This window comes from Micromonospora coerulea, from assembly GCF_016598485.1.
In the GTDB taxonomy this organism is placed as follows: Bacteria; Actinomycetota; Actinomycetes; order Mycobacteriales; family Micromonosporaceae; genus Micromonospora; species Micromonospora coerulea.
In genome coordinates this window covers 14,071-31,548 of the sequence record NZ_JAEMUW010000011.1, presented here as the reverse complement: position 1 = coordinate 31,548, position 17,478 = coordinate 14,071, and the positions used below count along the sequence as shown (strand labels likewise).

Genomic DNA, 17,478 nt, shown 5'->3' with positions numbered 1-17,478 from the left:
GCCATGCGGACGGCGACCGGAGGCTGGCCGGTCAGCGCCGCCGGTTGCGCGCCCGCGAGGAGCGCAACCGACGCAGCCGGCCGATCAGCACCGGCTCGGCGGCGAGCGCGGCCGGGTGGTCCAGCAGCCCGTTGAGCAGCTGGTAGTAGCGGGTCGCGGAGAGCCCGAAGGTGTCCCGGATGGCCTGTTCCTTGGCCCCGGCGTGCTTCCACCACTGCTGTTCGAACGCGAGGATCCGCCGCTCCCGCTCGGTCAACCCCTCCGCGGGCCCGATCTCGGCCGCCGCCGCCCCGTCCCCCGATTGGGCGGGGACGTCCGCCGCCGCCCCGGCCCGCTGCTCAGGTGCCGGAGGCGCCGGGGCCGGATCCGCCTCGACGGCCGGGGCGGAGCGCGGCGGGGGGACCGTGACGCCACCCTCGCGACGCGCGACGTCGACAGGCCCGGACGGCTCGGGCCGCTCGGTGGCGGCGTCGGCGGGCATGGCGCTCCTCTCCGAGGGCGGGGGCCGGCAGGCGTCACCGACCGGGGGGACCCCAGCCTAACCAGGGCCCGCCCCGGTCGCACCGGACGCGGCGACCGTCAGGAGATGTCCCGGCGCCGCATCGTCCAGAAGGCGACCACCAGCACCAGCGCGCTGCCCAGGCCCAGCACCAGCGCGGAGTCCTGCCAGGTGACCAGCATCTCCTTCGGGTTGCACTGCCCCTGCACGAAGTCGCACGACCGGTAGTCGATCAGCTTCCACTGCTTCTCGAACCACGCCAGGGCATAGGTGGACAGGACGTAGCGCTCCCCGAAGCGCACCCCCGCCATCGTGACGGCCAGCCGGATGCCGATCTCGCTGATCACGCCGACCCCGACCGCCGCGCCGAGCGCCATCGCGGTGTGCCGGCCGAGCGAGGCGAGCGCGAAGGCCACCGCCCCCACCACCAGCACCAGGGCCAGCGCCCGGACGCCGCTGATCGCGGTGGACTGCCAGACCCCGGAGGTCACCTTCGCGGTGCTGCCCCGGTACGTGCCGATCAGCCAGAAGGCCAGCGTCCAGAGCGCACCGAGCACGACGCTCACGCCGAGCAGCGCGGTCAGCACGGCGGCCAGCTTGGTGCCGAGCACCGCCAGCCGTTTCGGGCGCCAGAGCAGCAGGTTCATCATCCCGCCGGTGCTCCACTCGGCCCCGACGAAGGACGCCCCGACCAGGAACGCGAAGAGCGCGACGGCGCCCGCGAAGACCGCGATGAAGATGCCGAACTCGCCGCGGAAGTCGAACTGGTAGGGCAGGTTCCACTTCGGGTCGAACATCTCCGGCTGCGGCTGCCACTGCCGGCCGCAGTCCGGGCCGTACCGTTCCTCGGTCTTCTCGCCGCGCGCGGCGGCGGCGTCGCACTCGGCGACCGACCGCTCCCAGTCCTTGACCGCCCGCTGGTAATCGGCGTCCGATTTGGCCTGCGCCTCGGCGACCACCGCCGGGGAGAGCTTGTGGCTGGAGAAGGCGAAGGCGGTGGCGATGCCGGCCAGCCCGAGCACGAGCAGCACCAGCAGGAGCCGGGTGAGCCGGCGCTTGGCCAGCCGCCGCAGCTCGGTGACGTACAGGCTCATGCGCCCCAACCTCCTCCGGTGCCGCCGGAGCCCGGCTCACCGACCTTCGTGGACTGGTCGACCTGCCGGTGCTGGCCGGGCACCGGCGCGGTGGCGGTCAGTTCGAGGAAGACGCTCTCCAGGTCGACGGCGACCGGCGCCAGCTCGCTGACGTACAAGCCGTGCTCGGCGAGGAGGCGGCTGACCGCGGCCGGCTTGTCGACCCCGGCGAGCATCAGGTGATCGGGCTCGGCGGCGACCCGTACCCCGGCCCGGGTGAGCACGTCGGCGGCCTGCGGCAGGTCGGTGACCGCCTCCAGGCGGATCCGGACGCTGCTCTGCGAGTGCTCCGCGAGCACCTGCTCCACCGGGCCGTAGGCGACCCGGCGGCCCAGCGAGATGATGGTGACCGAGTCACAGATCAGCTGGATCTCGCCGAGGATGTGGCTGGAGAGCACCACGGTCATGCCGGCGGCGGAGAGGTCGCGCATCAGGGTGCGCATCTCCCGGATGCCGCCCGGGTCGAGACCGTTGGCGGGCTCGTCGAGGATCAGCAGCTTCGGGTTCTTCAGCAGCGCGGAGGCGACGGCCAGCCGCTGCTTCATGCCCAGCGAGTAGGTCTTCACCCGCTCGCCGGCCCGGTCCCGGAGCCCGACCAGCTCCAGCACCTCGTCGACCCGCCGCCCGGGCAGCTGCCCCGCGCCGGCGAGCAGGCTGAGGGTGTCCCGCGCGGTGAAGTGCGGGAAGAACTGGGGACTCTCCACGATGGCTCCGACCTGTCCGGCGACGGCCGGCAGCGCGTGCGGAACCTCGTGACCGAGGATCACCATCCGGCCGCCGTTCGGCCGGATCAGGCCGAGCAGCGTCCGCAGGGTGGTCGTCTTGCCCGAGCCGTTGGGACCGAGGAAACCGTGCACCTGGCCCGCCTCGACCCGCATGTCGAAGCCGTCGAGCGCGTGCCGTACCCCGCGCCGGCGACTCCGGTACGTCTTGCGGAGACCTTCTATCTCCAGGACAGCCGACAAGCTGACCTCCCCCGATGATTGGCGATGACAGCGGACACCATACGCGGTATGCAGGCCAGGACAATACCGGGTATGTATCGGGGTTTCCCCGGATTCGCCTCAGGCGCAGACGACGTGCACGCCGGCGTCCCGGAAGGCCTGCACCACGGCGGGCGCCGCACCGGAGTCGGTGACCAGCGTTTCCACCCGGTCCACCGAGCAGATCCGGGCGAAGGCGTGCCCGCCGAGCTTGGACGAGTCCGCGATGATCACCACCCGCTTGGCGCGGGCGACCATCAGGTTGTTCATCGCCGCCTCACCCTCATGGTGGGCGGCGGCCCCGAGCTGCGGGTCGATGGCGTCCACGCCCAGCAGGGCGATGTCCAGGGTCACCTCGCGCAGCAGCGCCCCACCCAGCGGGCCGACCAGCTCGAACGACTTCGGCCGGACCACGCCACCGGCCACCACGACCTTCATCCGGGAGCGGACCAGCAACTCGTTGGCGATGTTCAGGGCGTTGGTGACGACGGTGAGCTGGGCACCCTCGGCGCTGGTGTTCAGGTCGGGCCGGACGGCGAGGGCCCGGGCCACCTCCGTGCTGGTGGTGCCGCCGTTGAGGCCGACCACCGTGCCGGGGGTGACCAGCGCCGCGGCGGCCGCGCCGATCCGTTGCTTCTCGGCCGAGTGCTTGGCGGTCTTGTAGCGCAGTGGCAGGTCGTACGAGACGCCGTTGGCCACCGCCCCACCCCGGGTCCGCGTGATCATCTGCTGCTGGGCGAGCTGGTCGAAGTCCCGCCGGATGGTCGCCTGGGAGACCTCCAGGCGCCCGGCCGCCTCCTCGACGCTGACCCGACCGTTGTCGGTCAGCATCTCGAGCAGCGCGTTCCATCGGGCGTACCGGTCCACCGCGGGGGCCCTCCACTGACTCTGCACGAACGGTGATTGATTGCGTGCACAGTAGTGCGCGAAACTGCTGGTGCGCAAAACCTTCGGCTGCGCGATCTGGGAGCTGGTTGCCACGGCCACCCGGGCTCGCGCAGAATAACGCGCGAAAGACGGCTATAACGAGCCGTATTGCGCAACGGTCTCCGATGCGAGGAGTTGTCCATGGCGTACGTGCACGCGGAGATCGCGAGCCAGCCCGACTGCTGGCGGCAGGCGGCGCAGCTCGCCCCGACCGTCGCCGACCGCCTGCCGCGCCCCGGCGAGCGGGTCGCCGTCGTCGGCTGCGGCACGTCGTGGTTCATGGCCATGGCGTACGCCGGCCTGCGCGAGCAGGCCGGCCAGGGCGAGACCGACGCCTTCCAGGCCTCGGAGTTCCCCATCGGCCGCCGCTACGACCGGCTCATCGCGATCACCCGCTCCGGCACCACCACCGAGGTGCTGGAGCTGCTCGCCGCGCTGCGCGGGCAGCTGCCCACCACGGTCCTGGTCGGCGATCCCGGCTCCCCGGCGGTCGAGCTGGCCGACGCGGCGGTGACCATGCCCTTCGCCGACGAGCGGTCGGTGGTGCAGACCCGCTTCGCCACCACCGCCCTCGCGCTGCTCCGCGCCCACCTCGGTGACGACCTCGGCCGGCTGGTCGCCGACGCCGAGGTGGCCGTCCGGGCCCCGCTGCCGATCGACTCGGCCACCATCGAGCAGGTCACCTTCCTCGGCCGGGGCTGGACGGTCGGGCTCGCCCAGGAGGCCGCGCTGAAGTGCCGAGAGGCGGCCACCTTCTGGGCCGAGGCGTACCCGGCCATGGACTACCGGCACGGCCCCATCTCCGTGGCGGCTCCGGGCCGGCTGGTCTGGGCGTTCGGGCCGATCCCCGACGGGCTGCCCGAGGACGTCGCCGCCACCGGCGCCACGTTCGTGCACAGCCGCACCCACGGCTGCCACACCGTGCTGACCAGCTGGGCGGCCGGGCGTACCCCGGTCGACCCGATGGCCGATCTGATCCTCGCCCAGCGGTTCGCCGTCGCGCTCGCCACCAGCCGCGGCCTCGATCCCGACGCGCCCCGCCACCTGACCCGCTCCGTGGTCCTCGCGTGACCGCAGCCACCCAGGTCGTCGTCGCGCTGGACGTGGGCGGCACCGGGATGAAGTGCGCCCTGGTCCGCCCGGACGGGGTGGTGGTGCACGCCGAACGGCACCCGACCGACGCCGGACGCGGCCCGGACGCCGTGGTCGACACGATCCTGGAGGTCGCCGAAGGGCTGGCCGGCAAGGCCCGCGCCGACGGGCTGGAGCCGGTAGCCTGCGGCATCGCCGTACCGGGGGTGGTCGACGAGGCGCGCGGGGTGGCCGTGTGGTCGGCCAACGTGGGCTTCCGGGACGTACCGCTGCGGAAGCTGGCGGAGGCGCGGCTGGGCCTGCCGGCGGCGCTGGGCCACGACGTGCGCGTCGGTGGCCTGGCCGAGGCCCGGCTCGGCGCCGGGCGCGGCGCCGGCCACGTGCTCTTCGTCGCGATCGGCACCGGCATCGCCGCCGCCCACGTGGTCGACGGGTCGGCCGCCGTCGGCGCGCACGGCGCCGCCGGAGAGATCGGCCACATCCTGGTACGCCCCGACGGCCCGCGCTGCGGCTGCGGACGCCCCGGCTGCCTGGAGGCGGTCGCCTCGGCCGCCGCGATCGGCCGCCGGTACGCCGAGATGGCCGGTGCTCCCGCGACCGCCGCCGAGGTGGCGGACCGCGCGGCGGCCGGTGAGCCGCTGGCCGCCCGGGTCTGGCGCGAGGCCGTCGAGGCGCTCGCCGACGGGCTCGCCACCGGTCAGGCCCTCTTCGACGTGGCCACCATCGTGATCGGCGGCGGCCTGGCCCAGGCCGGTCCGCGCCTGCTCGACCCGCTGCGCGGGGCGCTGCGCGAGCGGCTGACGTTCCATCGGGAGCCGCGCCTGGTCACGGCGGCGCTGGGCGACGAGGCCGGCTGCCTCGGCGCCGCGCTGCTGGCCCTGGACGCCCGGCCCCGGCCCTGACTGACCTGCTGATCCCGGACTGTGGAGGAGAGCTGATGACCCTGCGGGTGAACGGCAAGGTGGTGACCCCGACGGGCGTGATCCGGCAGGGCTGCGTGGAGATCGCCGGCGACCGGATCCGCGCGGTTGCCGAGTACCCGTCGGTACGCGACGGGCACTGGATCGTGCCGGGCTTCGTGGACATGCACACCCACGGCGGCGGCGGGCACACCTTCACCACCGGCGACGTCGACTCGGCCCGCGAGGCCGCCGCGTTCCACCTGCGACACGGCACCACCACCGTGCTGGCCAGCCTGGTCAGCTCCCCCTTCGCGCTGATGCGGGACGCCACGACGGCGTACCGCCCGCTGGTCTCCTCGGGCGTGCTGGCCGGCATCCACTTCGAGGGCCCGTACCTGTCGGCGGACCGCTGCGGCGCGCAGAACCCGGAGTTCCTGCGCGACCCGTCCACCGAAGAGCTGGCCCAGCTGATCGAGGCGGGTGCGGGCGCGGTCCGGATGGTCACCCTGGCCCCGGAGCGGGACGGCGCGCTGGACGCGATCAAGCTGCTGGTGTCGCACCACGTGGTCGCCGCCATCGGCCACACGGACGCTACCTGGGAGCAGACCCGGGCCGCCGTGGCGGCCGGGGCGAGCGTTGGCACCCACCTGTTCAACGGGATGCGTCCCATGCACCACCGGGAGCCCGGCCCGGTGGTGGCCCTGCTGGAGGCCCCGAACGTGGTCTGCGAGCTGGTCGCCGACGGCGTCCACCTGCACGACGGCATGCTCGGCTTCGCCACCTCGGCCGCCGGCCCGGAGCGGGCCGCCCTGGTCACCGACGCGATGGCCGCCGCGGGCATGCCCGACGGCGCGTACGAGCTGGGCGGCCAGGCCGTCACCGTGGCCGACGGGGTGGCCCGGCTGACCGAGGGCGGCGCGATCGCCGGCAGCACGCTGACCATGGACGCCGCCCTGCGGCACGCCGTCGCGGCCGGTATCGCCCTGCCGGACGCCTGCCGGATGGTGGCCACCACCCCGGCTCGGGCCATCGGCCTCGGCGCCCAGGTCGGCGCCCTCCAGGCCGGCCTCCGCGCCGACCTGGTGGTCCTCGACGACGACCTGAACGTGGTCCGGGTGATGCGCGCCGGCTCCTGGGTGGAGTGAGCCGGGCTGCGGGCTGCGGGCTGCGGGCTGCGGGCTGCGGGCTGCGGGCTGCTATACCTCGGAACACGCTTTGGAGCTGATATCACGAACGAATCGGTGTCATGTTGATTCGTTTACGACATCAGCTCCAAAGGAAGCCACAACCACGTCTTCCGCGGCACGCCGGGGCCGGGCACCGGGCACCGGGCCGAGCGGCCCAGGACCGCATCGCGAAGCGCCACACCGCAAGGGCGCCGAACCGCAAGGGCGCCGAACCGCGGCTGGGCAGAGGTGCCGTCGGCGGTCGGACCGCGCGGCCCACCACATACGGCAGGGGCCCGGGGACCCGGGTCAGCCGACGGCGGGGACCTCGACGCCGAGCACGGCCTGCTCGTCGGGGCGGTGCACCAGCACGTCGGCCAGGTACGACTGCACGGCCGGCCCCATCCCGACGTCCCGGCCGGCGCGCTCGGAGAGCAGCCACTTGTGCTCGATGATCTGGGCGAAGATCTCCTGCGGCTCAAGCTTGTGGCGCAGGTGCGCGGGCACCGCGCGGACCACCGGCTCGAAGACCTCGGTCAGCCAGCGGTGCGCCGCCTGCTGCTCGTCGGTCAGGTCGCTCTCCACCCGGTACGCGTCCAGGTCGTTGAGGAGCCGGCGGGCCTGGTTCTCCTCGGCGTCCAGGCCGGTCAGGCGGAGCAGCCGCCGGGTGTGGTAGCCGGCGTCCACCACCTTGGGCCGGACCAGGTAGCGGCCGTTGTCGGCCGTCGACAGGGCCACCTCGGCGACGTCGAAGCCCAGCTCGTTGAGGCGGCGGATCCGCCCCTCGATGTCGTGCCGGGCCTCCCGCTCGACCTGCTGCTCGTAGGTGATCTCGTGCCAGAGCCGCTCGTAGCGCTGCACGACCTCCTCGCAGACCACCTCCGGGTCGATGGACTCGTGCAGCAGCCCGGCGGCCTGGAGGTCCAGCGCCTCGCCGAAGATGTTCACCCGGGCGATCTCCAGGTCCTCGCCGCGCTGGCCGTTGGAGAGCGAGCTGTGCAGCGCCCCGGTCTCGGCGTCGACCAGGTAGGCGGCGAACGCCCCGGCGTCCCGGCGGAACAGCGTGTTCGACAGCGAGCAGTCGCCCCAGAAGAAGCCGGTCAGGTGCATCCGCACGATCAGCGCGGCGAGCGCGTCGAGCAGCCGGCTCATCGTCTCCGGTCGCAGTGTGTGCGAGAAGAGCGCCCGGTAGGGCAGCGAGAACTGCAGATGCCGGGTGATCAGGACCGACTCCAGAGGTTCCCCGTCCTCGGTCTGCCGGTCGGCGACGATCGCCACCGCCTCGACCGACGGGAAGTCGATTCGCTCCAGGGCACGGAGCAGGTCGTACTCCCGTTCGGCGATCCGCTCGCGGGTCTCCTTGAACGCGTACACGTAGTCACCGAGCCGGACGAACCGGACGATGTGCCGGGAGATGCCCTGCGGCAGGGCGACCAGGTGCTGGGCGGGCCACTCCTCCAGCGGGGTCGACCAGGGAAGGTCGAGCAGCGCCGGGTCGACGAGGGCCGAGGTGATCCGCACGGGCACAAGTGTGCCGGCTCTCCCACCCGAGCGCTTCCCTTCGTGGCTTGGCACACAGGCACCGCCGCCCGCGTCGGTCCGGCGCTGTCCGCGGCCGGTAGCGTGGTCGCGTGCGGGAGGCCACGGGAGTACGCCAGCGGGTGCCGCACCGGCCGGCCGGCTGGTGGTGGGACGCGCTGCTGCTCGCCGCCCTGGTCGGGCTGACCGTCGCGCTCGCCAGCGGCCAGTTCCTCGGCCTCGACCGCGCGGTCGCCGACTGGGCGGACGCGCACCGGCCGGCGGCGGCGTACTGGTTGGCGCGGGTGCTCAACTATCTCGGCCAGGGGACGCCGCTGACCCTGCTCGCGGCGGGGCTCGGCGTGCTGGTGGCCGTCCGGTCCCGGTCGATCCGGCCGGTGCTACCGCCGGTGGCCGCGTTCGTGCTGACGGTCCTGACCATCGGGCCGCTGAAGCTCTGGTCCGATCGGGCCGCACCCACCGCCAGCGTCAAGCCGCCCTACCTGCCGGAACCGGACACCGTCCAGATCTTCCACACCGACGGCCCCTACGGGGTGTCCTACCCGTCCGGGCACGTGGCCAACTCGATCGTCTGGTACGGCATCCTTGCGCTGCTGCTTCCCGCGCTGCTGCGCACCCTGCACCGCCCGGTACCGGACAACCTGATCATGGCGGTCCGCGTGCTGCCGCCGGTGATCGTGTTCTGCACCACCACCTACCTGGGCTGGCACTGGCTGACCGACTCGGTGGCCGGGCTGCTGCTGGGCCTGCTGCTGGACCGGCTGCTGCACCGGGTGCCCTGGGACGACCTGCCGCTCCCCGGCCGGTTGCGAGCCTGGGACCGGCCGTTCACCTCGACGCCCTAGCCTTCGCTGATGGATCAGCTGAGGCGGCGGTTGGGCGTACCCGATGCGGTGGTCGTCGGTCTGGGGTCGATGCTCGGCGCGGGCGTCTTCGTGGTCTTCGCCCCGGCCGCGGCGGCGGCCGGCGGCGCCGGGCTGCTGCTCGCGCTCGCCCTGGCCGGCTTCATCGCCTGGTGCAACGCAACCAGCTCGGCCCGGCTGGCCGCCCGCTACCCGGAGTCCGGCGGCACCTACGTCTACGGCCGCGAGCGGCTGCACCCGTTCGCCGGGTTCCTCGCCGGCTGGGGATTCGTGGTCGGCAAGACGGCGAGCTGCGCGGCGATGGCGCTGACCATCGGGGCGTATCTCTGGCCGGGGCACGCGCGGCTGGTCGCGGTCGCCGCGGTGGTGGCGGTGACCGCGGTGAACCTGCGCGGCATCGGCAAGACCGCCGCGGCGACCCGGGCGCTGGTCGGCCTCGTGCTGGTGGTGCTCGCCCTGGTGGCGGTGACCGGTGCGCCGCACGTCGCCGTGGACCGGCTGGACGACCTCGCCGGCACCGGGGCCCGGGCCGTGCTCACCGCCGCCGGCCTGCTCTTCTTCGCCTTCGCCGGGTACGCCCGGATCGCCACCCTCGGCGAGGAGGTCCGCGACCCGGAGCGGACCATCCCCCGCGCGGTGCCGCTCGCCCTCGGCGTGGTGCTGGCGATCTACCTGGCGCTGGCCGTGGTGGCGCTCGGCGTGCTCGGCGAGGAGCGGCTCGCCGCCTCGGCCGCGCCGCTGGCCGACGTGGTGACCGCCGCCGGCCTGCCCGGCCTGGCCTGGGTGGTCCGGGCCGGGGCCACCGTTGCGGTGACCGGGGTGCTGCTCTCCCTGCTCGCCGGGGTCGGACGCACCACGCTGGCGATGGCCCGGCGGCGGGATCTGCCCGGCGCGCTGGCCGCCGTGCATCCCCGGTACCAGGTCCCGCACCGCGCCGAGCTGGCCGTCGCCGCCGTGGTGATCGTGGTGGTCGCGCTCGCCGACGTGCGGGGAGCGATCGGCTTCTCCAGCTGCACCGTGCTGGTCTACTACGCGATCGCCAACGCCTCGGCGCTCACCCTCGGCCGGGAGCCGGCCCGGAAGCTCCCGGTGCAGCTGCTCGCGGCGGCCGGCCTGGTCGGCTGCGTCGTGCTCGCGGTCAACCTGCCGTGGGCCAGCGTGCTCACCGGCTTCGGCGTCCTCGCCCTCGGCGCCGCCGGGTACGCCATCCGGCACACGGTCGCCAGCCGACGCTGACGGCGCGATCGGCCCGGAGTCGTCAGTCCTCCTCGGCGGACCGCGGCACGGGAACGCCGCCCGGTGCGGCCGGGGGCGCGGCCGGCGGCGGGGTGGTCTCGCGGAGCAGGGCGCTCAGCCCGGCCCGCCGGGCCACCACGGTCAACCGGTCCCCCGCCGAGATCACCATCCGGGGATCGGCGGTCCAGTCGGTCTTCTGGCCGGCCCTGGTGTGCGCGAGCAGGCGCACCTCGCCGGGGCGGGCCACCGCGGCGAGCGGCCGGCCGTCGATCGGGGAGCCGGCGACCACCGGCACCTCGGTGACCAACAGCGCGTGCCGGCCGACCGGGATGGTGGCGATCACCGCCCGGTCCAGCAGCGCCGCCGCGAACGAGGGTGCGGCCAGGTACGACACGCTGGCCGAGATGCCGATGCCGAACGCTTTCTGGATCCGTTCGGCGAAGTCGCCGTCGAAGAGCCGGAGCACGACGCGCAGCTCGGCGTTGAGCGCCCGGCCGTTCAGTGCGGCGCGCAGGTTGGTTCCGTCGTCCGTGGAGACCACGACGAGGGCCTGGCAGGTGTCGACCGAAGCGCCCCGCAGCGTCTCCTCCAGCCCGGCGTCGCCGACGATCACTGGTACGCCGAGCCGGTGCGCCAGCGCCGCGCCGCGCGCGTCCGCGACCTTGTCGATGGCCACCACCTCGACCCCGAAGTCCTGCAGCTGAGCCATCACCCGGGTGCCGATGTTGCCGAGCCCGACCACCACCACGTGCCCGGAGCGGTCCGGTTGGATCCGGCCCGCGTGCAGGGCCAGCCGGGCGTTGACGATGCCGTCCACCACCACCGCGGTGATCAACGGGATCAGCGCCAGCCCGGCGAGGTTGAGCACCACCTGCATGACCTGGGCGGCGGCCGGCTTGGTGACGTCCGGGTCCTGCCCGCTCAGGGTGGTGACCAGGGTCAGGTAGAGCGCCTCGGTCCAGCTCACGTCCACCGCGCGGCCGTTGAGCCAGCCGAGCAGGGCGATCACCGCGAGCAGCAGCATCACCGCGATGCCGATCTTGCGGGTGGCGAAGCTGCGGGCCGCGCGGAGCAGCATCGCGACCGGCTCCCGCCGGCGCCGGGCCCGGACCAGCCGGCGGGCGGCGAGCTCAGTGCCGGGCGGCTGGCCGGTCGCCTCGGCCAGCACCACGTCGGCCGCCGACTCGTCGGCGGGCAGGACCCGGACCAGGTCCGGGTCGGTGGTGACGGCCAGTCCGCTGACCACGTCCCCGGGGCGTACGTCGGTGCGTCGGGCCACGTAGAGGGTGCGTCCCGCGTGCCGGAAATGGGTGGGGGCGAGTTCACCGAGCGCGGCGGCCACGAAGGCCGGCGCCGCCATGGAGGCGTCGGAGAGCACCGCCGAGTCGGGGAAGATCTGCCGTACGCCGTTGGCGAGGCTGGTGTTGAACATTCGTACCACCAGACGCAGCCGTGGCTCGATCTCCTGGGCGCAGAGCGCGGCGTGCATGTTGCCCACGTCGTCCTGGTGCAGCAGGGCCAGCCCGTCGGCACCGGCCAGCCCGGCCCGGCGGAAGGCCGCCTCGTCGAGCCGGTCGGCCCGGACCACCTGGATGCCCTCGATGTCGCGGCCGTCGGGGCCGTCGGAGCGGCGGCGCTCGGGCACGACCAGGGTGACCCGGACCCGGGCGGCGGCCGGCTCGGGGCCGAGCAGCGCCTTGACCACCCAGTAGGCGAGCGGGTCGCGACCGCAGACCACGTAGTGGGGGCGGAGGTCGCCGTTCATGCGCAACCGCCAGCCGGTCGCGCGGCGGGCACGGTCGCGCAGGGGCTCGGCCATGCCCGGATCGTAGTCAGCCGCTCGCGGCCGGCGCAGCCCCGCGATCATGAAGCATGGCGTACGCCGGGACGGGTAGAGCAGCCGGCATGCAGACATTCCTCCCGTACCCGGATTTCCTGGCGAGCGCCCGGGCGCTGGACCAGAAGCGGCTGGGCAAGCAGCGGGTGGAGACGATCCAGGTGCTGCGCGGGCTGACCCGCCCGGACTACGGCTGGCGCAACCACCCGGCGGTGAAGATGTGGGCCGGGTACGAGGAGGCGCTCACCCGGTACGGGTTGGACATGTGCGCGGTCTGGTGCGAGCCGGGCCGGGCGGACACGTGCGCGGGCACCATGACCACCGACCTCGCCACCGCCTGCGGCATCGACATCATCCGGACCCAGGCCGAGCTGGCCGCGGCCGGTGAGCTGCCGCCCTGGCTGGGCCGCGACGACCTGCACCTGAGCCACCGCTCCTCGCTGCTGCGCAAGGACCCCGCGCACTACGGCCCCCGGTTCGGTGACACCCCGGTCGATCTGGAGTACGTCTGGCCGGCCTCGGACCGGGAGCGGCGCTGCCTGCTGCCGCCGGCGGCATGATCGGGCAGACTGTAGGCCTGTCGTCGAAGAGGTCGCCCATGGCGCTGTCCCAAGTGGTCGGTCGGTTCATCGGCGTACGCGAACACGTGGTGGACCCCGGCGACGATGGCGCCGCCCGCGTGCCGCGCCCGCTCGCGGCGGTCGTGGTCGGCGGCGGGATCGCCGGCATGTCGGCGGCGGTGGTGCTGGCCGAGCGCGGGGTGGACGTCACCGTGCTGGAGGCGGCGCCGACCCTGGGCGGGCGGCTCGGTGCCTGGCCGGAGGCCCTGGCGGACGGGACGCAGCGCAACGAGCACGGCTTCCACGCGTTCTTCCGGCAGTACTACAACTGGCGGTCGATCCTCCGCCGGGTCGACCCCGACCTGGGCTTGCTGAAGCCGATCCCCGGCTACCCGATCCTGTCCGGGCAGTGGCCCACCGAGGAGTTCGGCAAGCTGCCGCCCGCGCCGCCGGCGAACCTGCTCGCCCTGCTGCTGCGCAGCCCGAGCGTGCGCTTGGCCGACCTGCGCGGGATGGACCGGGACGCGGCGCTGCCGCTGCTCAGCTACGACCCGGTGCGCACCTACGCCGAGTTCGACGACATGACGGCCGACGAGCTACTCACCTCGCTGCGGCTGCCGGACCGGGCCCGGGCGATGCTCTTCGAGGTCTTCTCGCACTCGTTCTTCAATCACGAGGCGGAGATGTCGGCCGCCGAGCTGATCGCCCAGTTCCACTTCTACCTGTTGGGCAACCCGGAGGGGCTGGCCTTCGACTGCCCGGACGAGGACTACGCCACGGCGATCTGGGAGCCGCTGACCCGGCACGTGGAGCAGCACGGCGGGCGGGTGCGGACCGGTGCCGCCGTCACCCGGCTGGACCGGGAGCCGGGCGGCTGGCGGGTGACCGTCACGGACGGCTCGTCGCACGCCGCCGGCCACGTCGTGCTCGCCGTCGACCCGCCGGCGCTCGCCGCGCTGGTCGCGGCCTCCCCCGTCCTGGCCGCGGCGGCGCCCCGGCTGGTGGCGCGGATGCCCGCGTTCGGCAAGGCCGGTCCGCCGTACGCGGTGGCGCGCTACTGGCTGGATGGGGACGTCCGCGCCGACCGGGCGGTGTTCAGCGGGGTGTCCCGCCAGCCCACACTGGACTCGGTCACCCTCTACCACCGGCTGGAGAACCGGCCGCGCCGCTGGGCGGAGGGGACCGGCGGTTCGGTGGTGGAGCTGCACGCGTACGCCTGCGAGCCGGACGTGCCGGCCGAGGAGCTGGCCGAGCGGATGCGGGTCGAGCTGACCGGGCTCTGGCCGGAGGTGGCGGAGCTGACGGTCCGGGAGCTGCGCGCCCGGGTGGAGGCGCGGGCACCCGCGTTCACCCCGGGCAGTCACGCGTGGCGGCCCGGGGTGCGTACCGACGCCGACGGCCTCTACCTGGCCGGCGACGGCATCCGCACCGAGTTCCCGAGCGCGCTGATGGAACGGTCCGCCGCGACCGGCATCATCGCCGCGAACCACATCCTGCGCGGGGCGGGCGGGGCGACCGAGCCGCTCCGGTCGGTCCGGCCGCGCGGTCTGCTCGCCGGCCGGCGATGACACCGCTGAACGTGGCCGTGCTGCGCCGGGCGATGGCCACCAACCACCGGGCCGGCCGGCAACGCCACCCGGCCGACGGCGGATCGAAATACGTTGCCCGCCTTTCCCGCGCGGAACTACCGTGACCGCGCAAGGTCAACCACCGTTCCGGGAGCCGTCGATGTCGCAGCCGCACGTCACCACCGTGCCGTCGAGGCTGCTCGGCGACGGTTGCCGAACCGAAGGTCCAGTCGCCGGACGACCCGACTGACGCGTCCCCACGCGCCCAGCCGCCCGTCCGCATCCCGGACCGGGCGGCTTTTCGCTGTCCGGGCCGGATCCACACCACCGTCAGTCGAAGGGAGAGCCCGGTGGACGCCGTCCTCGTCATCAACGCCGACCTCGGCCCGCTGCACCGGGTCACCGTCCAACACGCCATCCGGATGCTCTGCCGGCGGGTCGCCGAGATCCACGAGGCCGAGCCGGACCAGCTGATCGGGGTCTTCCCGGTTCCCCGGGTGGTCCGCCTCGTCCGGTACGTCGTCACCCGCTGGCGGTTCAGCGCCGGGCCGGCCTGGTCCCGGGCCGGCGTGCTGCGCCGCGACGGCCGCCGCTGCGCGTACTGCGACGCCGCGGCCAGCACCATCGACCACATCCTGCCCCGCTCCCGGGGCGGCCGGAACACCTGGAAGAACACCACCGCCGCCTGCTACGAGTGCAACCAGCGCAAGGGCGACCGGACGCCGGCCGAGGCGGGCATGCCGCTGCGGCGGGAGCCGGGGACGCCGGGCTGGGCGGCGCTCGCCGGGCGGTGAGGAGACCGGCCGGCGGGCACAGGGGGCCGCGCCGGGGGTACGCCCCCGGCGCGGCGCCCGCCGGCCCTCCTGGCCCTGGCCTCCGCGCCGGCGCGTCCCGTGCCCGAGCGTCGTGCCTGAGCCGGCCCCGGAGAACGTGCGCCACGGCCAGCCCTGATCGAACGGTCAGGGATGGCCGGGCGGCACCCAGCCGAAGCGCGGCGGCCGGCGCTCGTTGGCGGCCGCCACCCCCTCGCGGGCCTCGCCACTCGCCCGGACCTGCCCGTGCCACCAGGCGATCCGCTCCTCGTCGGCCCGGTCGTCGACGATCTCCTTGGCCGCCGCGACGGTCAGTCGGGACCGCTGCGCGATGGTGGCGGTCAGGGCCGCCACCCGACCGACGACCGCGTCGGCGGCCAGCACCTCGTCGACCAGCCCGATCCGCAGCGCCCGCTCGGCGTCGACCAGTTCGCCGGTGAACAGCAGGTGCTTGGCGGCCGACGGGCCGACCAGCCGGGCCAGCCGCCGGGTGGTCGGCGCGGGATAGACCAGCCCGAGCCGCGCCGGGGGTACGCCGAACCGGGCGTCCGCGGCGGCGATCCGCAGGTCGCAGGCGACGGCGAGCTGGCAGCCCCCGCCGACGCAGGCCCCCTGGATCCCGGCCACCGTGGGCTTGGCGAACCTGGCCAGCCGCTCCTCGGCGGCGACCGCGATGCTGGCGTCACCGGCGTCCAGCAGCTCGTCCAGGTCACCGAGGTCCGCCCCGGCACAGAAGGTGCCGTCCGCGCCGGTCAGCACCAGCGCGTGCACCGCCGGGTCCGCCTCCAGCCCGTCGAGCAGCACCGGGAGCTGCCGCCACATGGCGGCGCTCATCGCGTTGCGGCGCCCCGGGTTCCGGATCACCACCGTCGCCACCGGGCCGGTCACCTCGACGGTCAGCTCCGCGTCCGACATCTCTCCCCCTCCAGGGCCGACGGTCCGGCCGACCATAACGGCGCGGGCCCGACGACCACCCGCCTGGGGTGGCCGCCGGGCCCGCGAAGGGCGTAGGAAGGGGAAGAGGGCGAGCGCTTTCCTGCCGGACACTTGGGCCGAACGGATGAGGCGACCCAGGTGGGGGAACCGGGCGGCACCGGCGCGCGTCCGACCGACATGAGCTGGAGTCCCGCCGCCGCGGCCACCATCGCCGCCCTGCTCGCCACGCTGAGCGGTTGCACGTCGACCGGCCCGACCGGCGCCGAACCCACCGCCACCGGCACGCCGCCCACCGCGACCCCGGCGCCCGCCACCACCACGCCGACCGCCGCCGCCTCCCCCACCACGGCGCCCCCGGAGACCCCCACCCCGGGCACCCCGGCCACCGCCGCCCGGGTCGTGCTCGTCCGCGCCGGGGGCATCGCCGGCATGCGGGACACGGTGACCGTCGAGCCCGACGGCCGCTGGACCAGGGCCGACCGGGCCGGCGGCACCCGGACGGGCCGGCTCAGCACGACCGACCAGGACCGGCTTCAACAGCTCCTGGCCGACCCGCGGCTGGGCACCGAGACGACGGCCACCGCCGACCCGGGCGACTGTGCCGACGCCTTCGCCTACCGGCTCACGGTCGGCGACCGGACCACCGGTTACGTCGACTGTGACGCAGGCCCCGCACGCCCGCCGGCCACCGAGGCCCTCGTACGACTGCTGATCGGCGTCACCGGCTGACCGCCGCCCGGCCGTCGGGTCCGGGCAGGCACCGGCTCACCAGCCGCCGGCCGCCGAGCCCCGCAGCTAGAAGCGGTAGTCCGGCGGTAGGCCGGTGCCGCGCAGCTCCGGCGGCAGGTGCGCCACGTCGTTGACCGCGATCAGGTTCGGCGGCCCGCCCGAGCCGTAGCGGATGACGGTCAGGCCGCAGTTGTGGTGGTTCAGCCCCAGCCACCGCCGTTCCGGGGCGTCCAGCGCGTGCCGGACGAACCAGGCGATCAGGAAGCTGTGCGTGATCACCAGCTCGCGCACGTCCCCGTCGGCCGGGGGCGTGGCGAACCGGGCTACGGCCTCCGCCGTCCGGCGCGGCCCGTCGGCCCGCTCGCGTGCGTCGAATCCGGCCAGGAAGTTCGCGTACGCCGGTGGCAGGCCGGCCCGGTCGGTGTCGTACGGCAGGTGGTCCCCGACCATCTCCGCGGCCCGCACCGGCACACCCGGCAGCGCGGCGGCGACCAGCTCGGCGGTCTCCGCGGCCCGGCGCAGCGGTCCGTGGTGGACGGCGTCGAGCGGCAGCCCCCGCAACCGCTCCCCCAGCAGGGTGGCCTGCCGGCGGCCCCGGTCGGAGAGCCCGGCCTCCGGCGCCTCGTCCTCCGCCCGGTGCTGCTCGCCGTGCCGGGCCAGGTAGAGCAGCCGACTCGCCATTCCCACCTCACACCT

At 74.5% G+C, this 17,478-nt stretch carries 17 protein-coding genes; 9 read left to right on the top strand and 8 right to left on the bottom strand.

Translation table 11 applies throughout. From position 1 onward, the window contains the following. Positions 1-31 precede the first annotated feature (31 nt). From I8N68_RS15770 to I8N68_RS15755, 4 genes are all read right to left on the bottom strand, one after another. Positions 32-481 (bottom strand): DUF3263 domain-containing protein, encoded by a 450-nt coding sequence (locus tag I8N68_RS15770; RefSeq protein ID WP_200210741.1) that lies wholly within the window; start codon positions 479-481, stop codon positions 32-34. Positions 482-579: 98 nt separating this feature from the next. Further along, positions 580-1,593 carry an ABC transporter permease gene (locus I8N68_RS15765; RefSeq protein WP_200210740.1) on the bottom strand — a complete coding sequence of 338 codons (1,014 nt, stop codon included), beginning with the start codon at positions 1,591-1,593 and terminating at the stop codon, positions 580-582. Then, positions 1,590-2,597: an ABC transporter ATP-binding protein gene (locus tag I8N68_RS15760; protein ID WP_267909593.1), complete on the bottom strand. Its 1,008-nt coding sequence runs from the start codon at positions 2,595-2,597 to the stop codon at positions 1,590-1,592. The genes I8N68_RS15765 and I8N68_RS15760 overlap by 4 nt, the downstream gene beginning before the upstream one ends. Positions 2,598-2,696: 99 nt before the next feature. Beyond that, positions 2,697-3,482, bottom strand: coding sequence for a DeoR/GlpR family DNA-binding transcription regulator (locus I8N68_RS15755; RefSeq protein WP_200210739.1), 786 nt, complete (start codon positions 3,480-3,482; stop codon positions 2,697-2,699). Between the two features lie 201 nt (positions 3,483-3,683). On the opposite strand from I8N68_RS15755, the gene I8N68_RS15750 reads away from it, so the two are divergent. Genes I8N68_RS15750 through nagA form a run of 3 tightly spaced genes read left to right on the top strand, consistent with a single transcriptional unit; the run spans position 3,684 to position 6,681 of the window. Further along, positions 3,684-4,613 carry an SIS domain-containing protein gene (locus I8N68_RS15750; protein WP_200210738.1) on the top strand — a complete coding sequence of 310 codons (930 nt, stop codon included), beginning with the start codon at positions 3,684-3,686 and terminating at the stop codon, positions 4,611-4,613. Next, a complete protein-coding gene (locus I8N68_RS15745; RefSeq protein WP_200210737.1) occupies positions 4,610-5,536 on the top strand; it encodes an ROK family protein in 927 nt (308 codons plus the stop codon). Before I8N68_RS15750 ends, I8N68_RS15745 begins: the two co-directional genes overlap by 4 nt. Positions 5,537-5,571: 35 nt before the next feature. Next, positions 5,572-6,681 (top strand): N-acetylglucosamine-6-phosphate deacetylase, encoded by a 1,110-nt coding sequence (gene nagA, locus I8N68_RS15740; RefSeq protein WP_200210736.1) that lies wholly within the window; start codon positions 5,572-5,574, stop codon positions 6,679-6,681. A 330-nt stretch (positions 6,682-7,011) separates the two neighbouring features. On the opposite strand, the gene I8N68_RS15735 is transcribed toward nagA, so the two are convergent. Next, positions 7,012-8,223: a DUF4032 domain-containing protein gene (locus tag I8N68_RS15735; RefSeq protein ID WP_307812845.1), complete on the bottom strand. Its 1,212-nt coding sequence runs from the start codon at positions 8,221-8,223 to the stop codon at positions 7,012-7,014. 110 nt (positions 8,224-8,333) lie between these two features. On the opposite strand from I8N68_RS15735, the gene I8N68_RS15730 reads away from it, so the two are divergent. Both I8N68_RS15730 and I8N68_RS15725 read left to right on the top strand, forming a co-directional pair. Continuing rightward, complete coding sequence (locus tag I8N68_RS15730) at positions 8,334-9,086, top strand: phosphatase PAP2 family protein (RefSeq protein ID WP_200210734.1); 753 nt, start codon at positions 8,334-8,336, stop codon at positions 9,084-9,086. Between the two features lie 9 nt (positions 9,087-9,095). Continuing rightward, entirely contained in the window at positions 9,096-10,340 is a 1,245-nt protein-coding gene (locus I8N68_RS15725; protein WP_200210733.1) for an APC family permease, read from the top strand. A gap of 22 nt (positions 10,341-10,362) precedes the next feature. Here the strand turns inward: I8N68_RS15725 and I8N68_RS15720 are convergent, their stop codons facing one another. Beyond that, positions 10,363-12,159, bottom strand: coding sequence for a potassium channel protein (locus tag I8N68_RS15720; RefSeq protein ID WP_372433739.1), 1,797 nt, complete (start codon positions 12,157-12,159; stop codon positions 10,363-10,365). Positions 12,160-12,245: 86 nt separating this feature from the next. Between I8N68_RS15720 and I8N68_RS15715 the strand changes: the two genes are divergently transcribed. The 3 genes from I8N68_RS15715 to I8N68_RS15705 all read left to right on the top strand — a co-directional run bounded on the left by I8N68_RS15715 (position 12,246) and on the right by I8N68_RS15705 (position 15,099). Further along, positions 12,246-12,737 carry an MSMEG_6728 family protein gene (locus tag I8N68_RS15715; RefSeq protein ID WP_200210732.1) on the top strand — a complete coding sequence of 164 codons (492 nt, stop codon included), beginning with the start codon at positions 12,246-12,248 and terminating at the stop codon, positions 12,735-12,737. 38 nt (positions 12,738-12,775) lie between these two features. Then, positions 12,776-14,305 (top strand): FAD-dependent oxidoreductase, encoded by a 1,530-nt coding sequence (locus tag I8N68_RS15710; protein ID WP_200210731.1) that lies wholly within the window; start codon positions 12,776-12,778, stop codon positions 14,303-14,305. Between the two features lie 350 nt (positions 14,306-14,655). Further along, complete coding sequence (locus tag I8N68_RS15705) at positions 14,656-15,099, top strand: HNH endonuclease (protein ID WP_200210730.1); 444 nt, start codon at positions 14,656-14,658, stop codon at positions 15,097-15,099. 165 nt (positions 15,100-15,264) lie between these two features. Here I8N68_RS15705 and I8N68_RS15700 read toward each other — a convergent pair whose 3' ends face one another. After that, the gene (locus I8N68_RS15700; RefSeq protein ID WP_200210729.1) at positions 15,265-16,032 is read right to left on the bottom strand and encodes an enoyl-CoA hydratase/isomerase family protein; all 768 of its coding nucleotides are present in this window, start codon (positions 16,030-16,032) and stop codon (positions 15,265-15,267) included. A gap of 159 nt (positions 16,033-16,191) precedes the next feature. Here I8N68_RS15700 and I8N68_RS15695 point away from each other — a divergent pair, with 159 nt between their 5' ends. After that, positions 16,192-16,782: a protealysin inhibitor emfourin gene (locus I8N68_RS15695; protein WP_200210728.1), complete on the top strand. Its 591-nt coding sequence runs from the start codon at positions 16,192-16,194 to the stop codon at positions 16,780-16,782. Between the two features lie 66 nt (positions 16,783-16,848). Here the strand turns inward: I8N68_RS15695 and I8N68_RS15690 are convergent, their stop codons facing one another. Further along, positions 16,849-17,463 carry a histidine phosphatase family protein gene (locus I8N68_RS15690; RefSeq protein ID WP_200210727.1) on the bottom strand — a complete coding sequence of 205 codons (615 nt, stop codon included), beginning with the start codon at positions 17,461-17,463 and terminating at the stop codon, positions 16,849-16,851. Positions 17,464-17,478 lie beyond the last annotated feature (15 nt).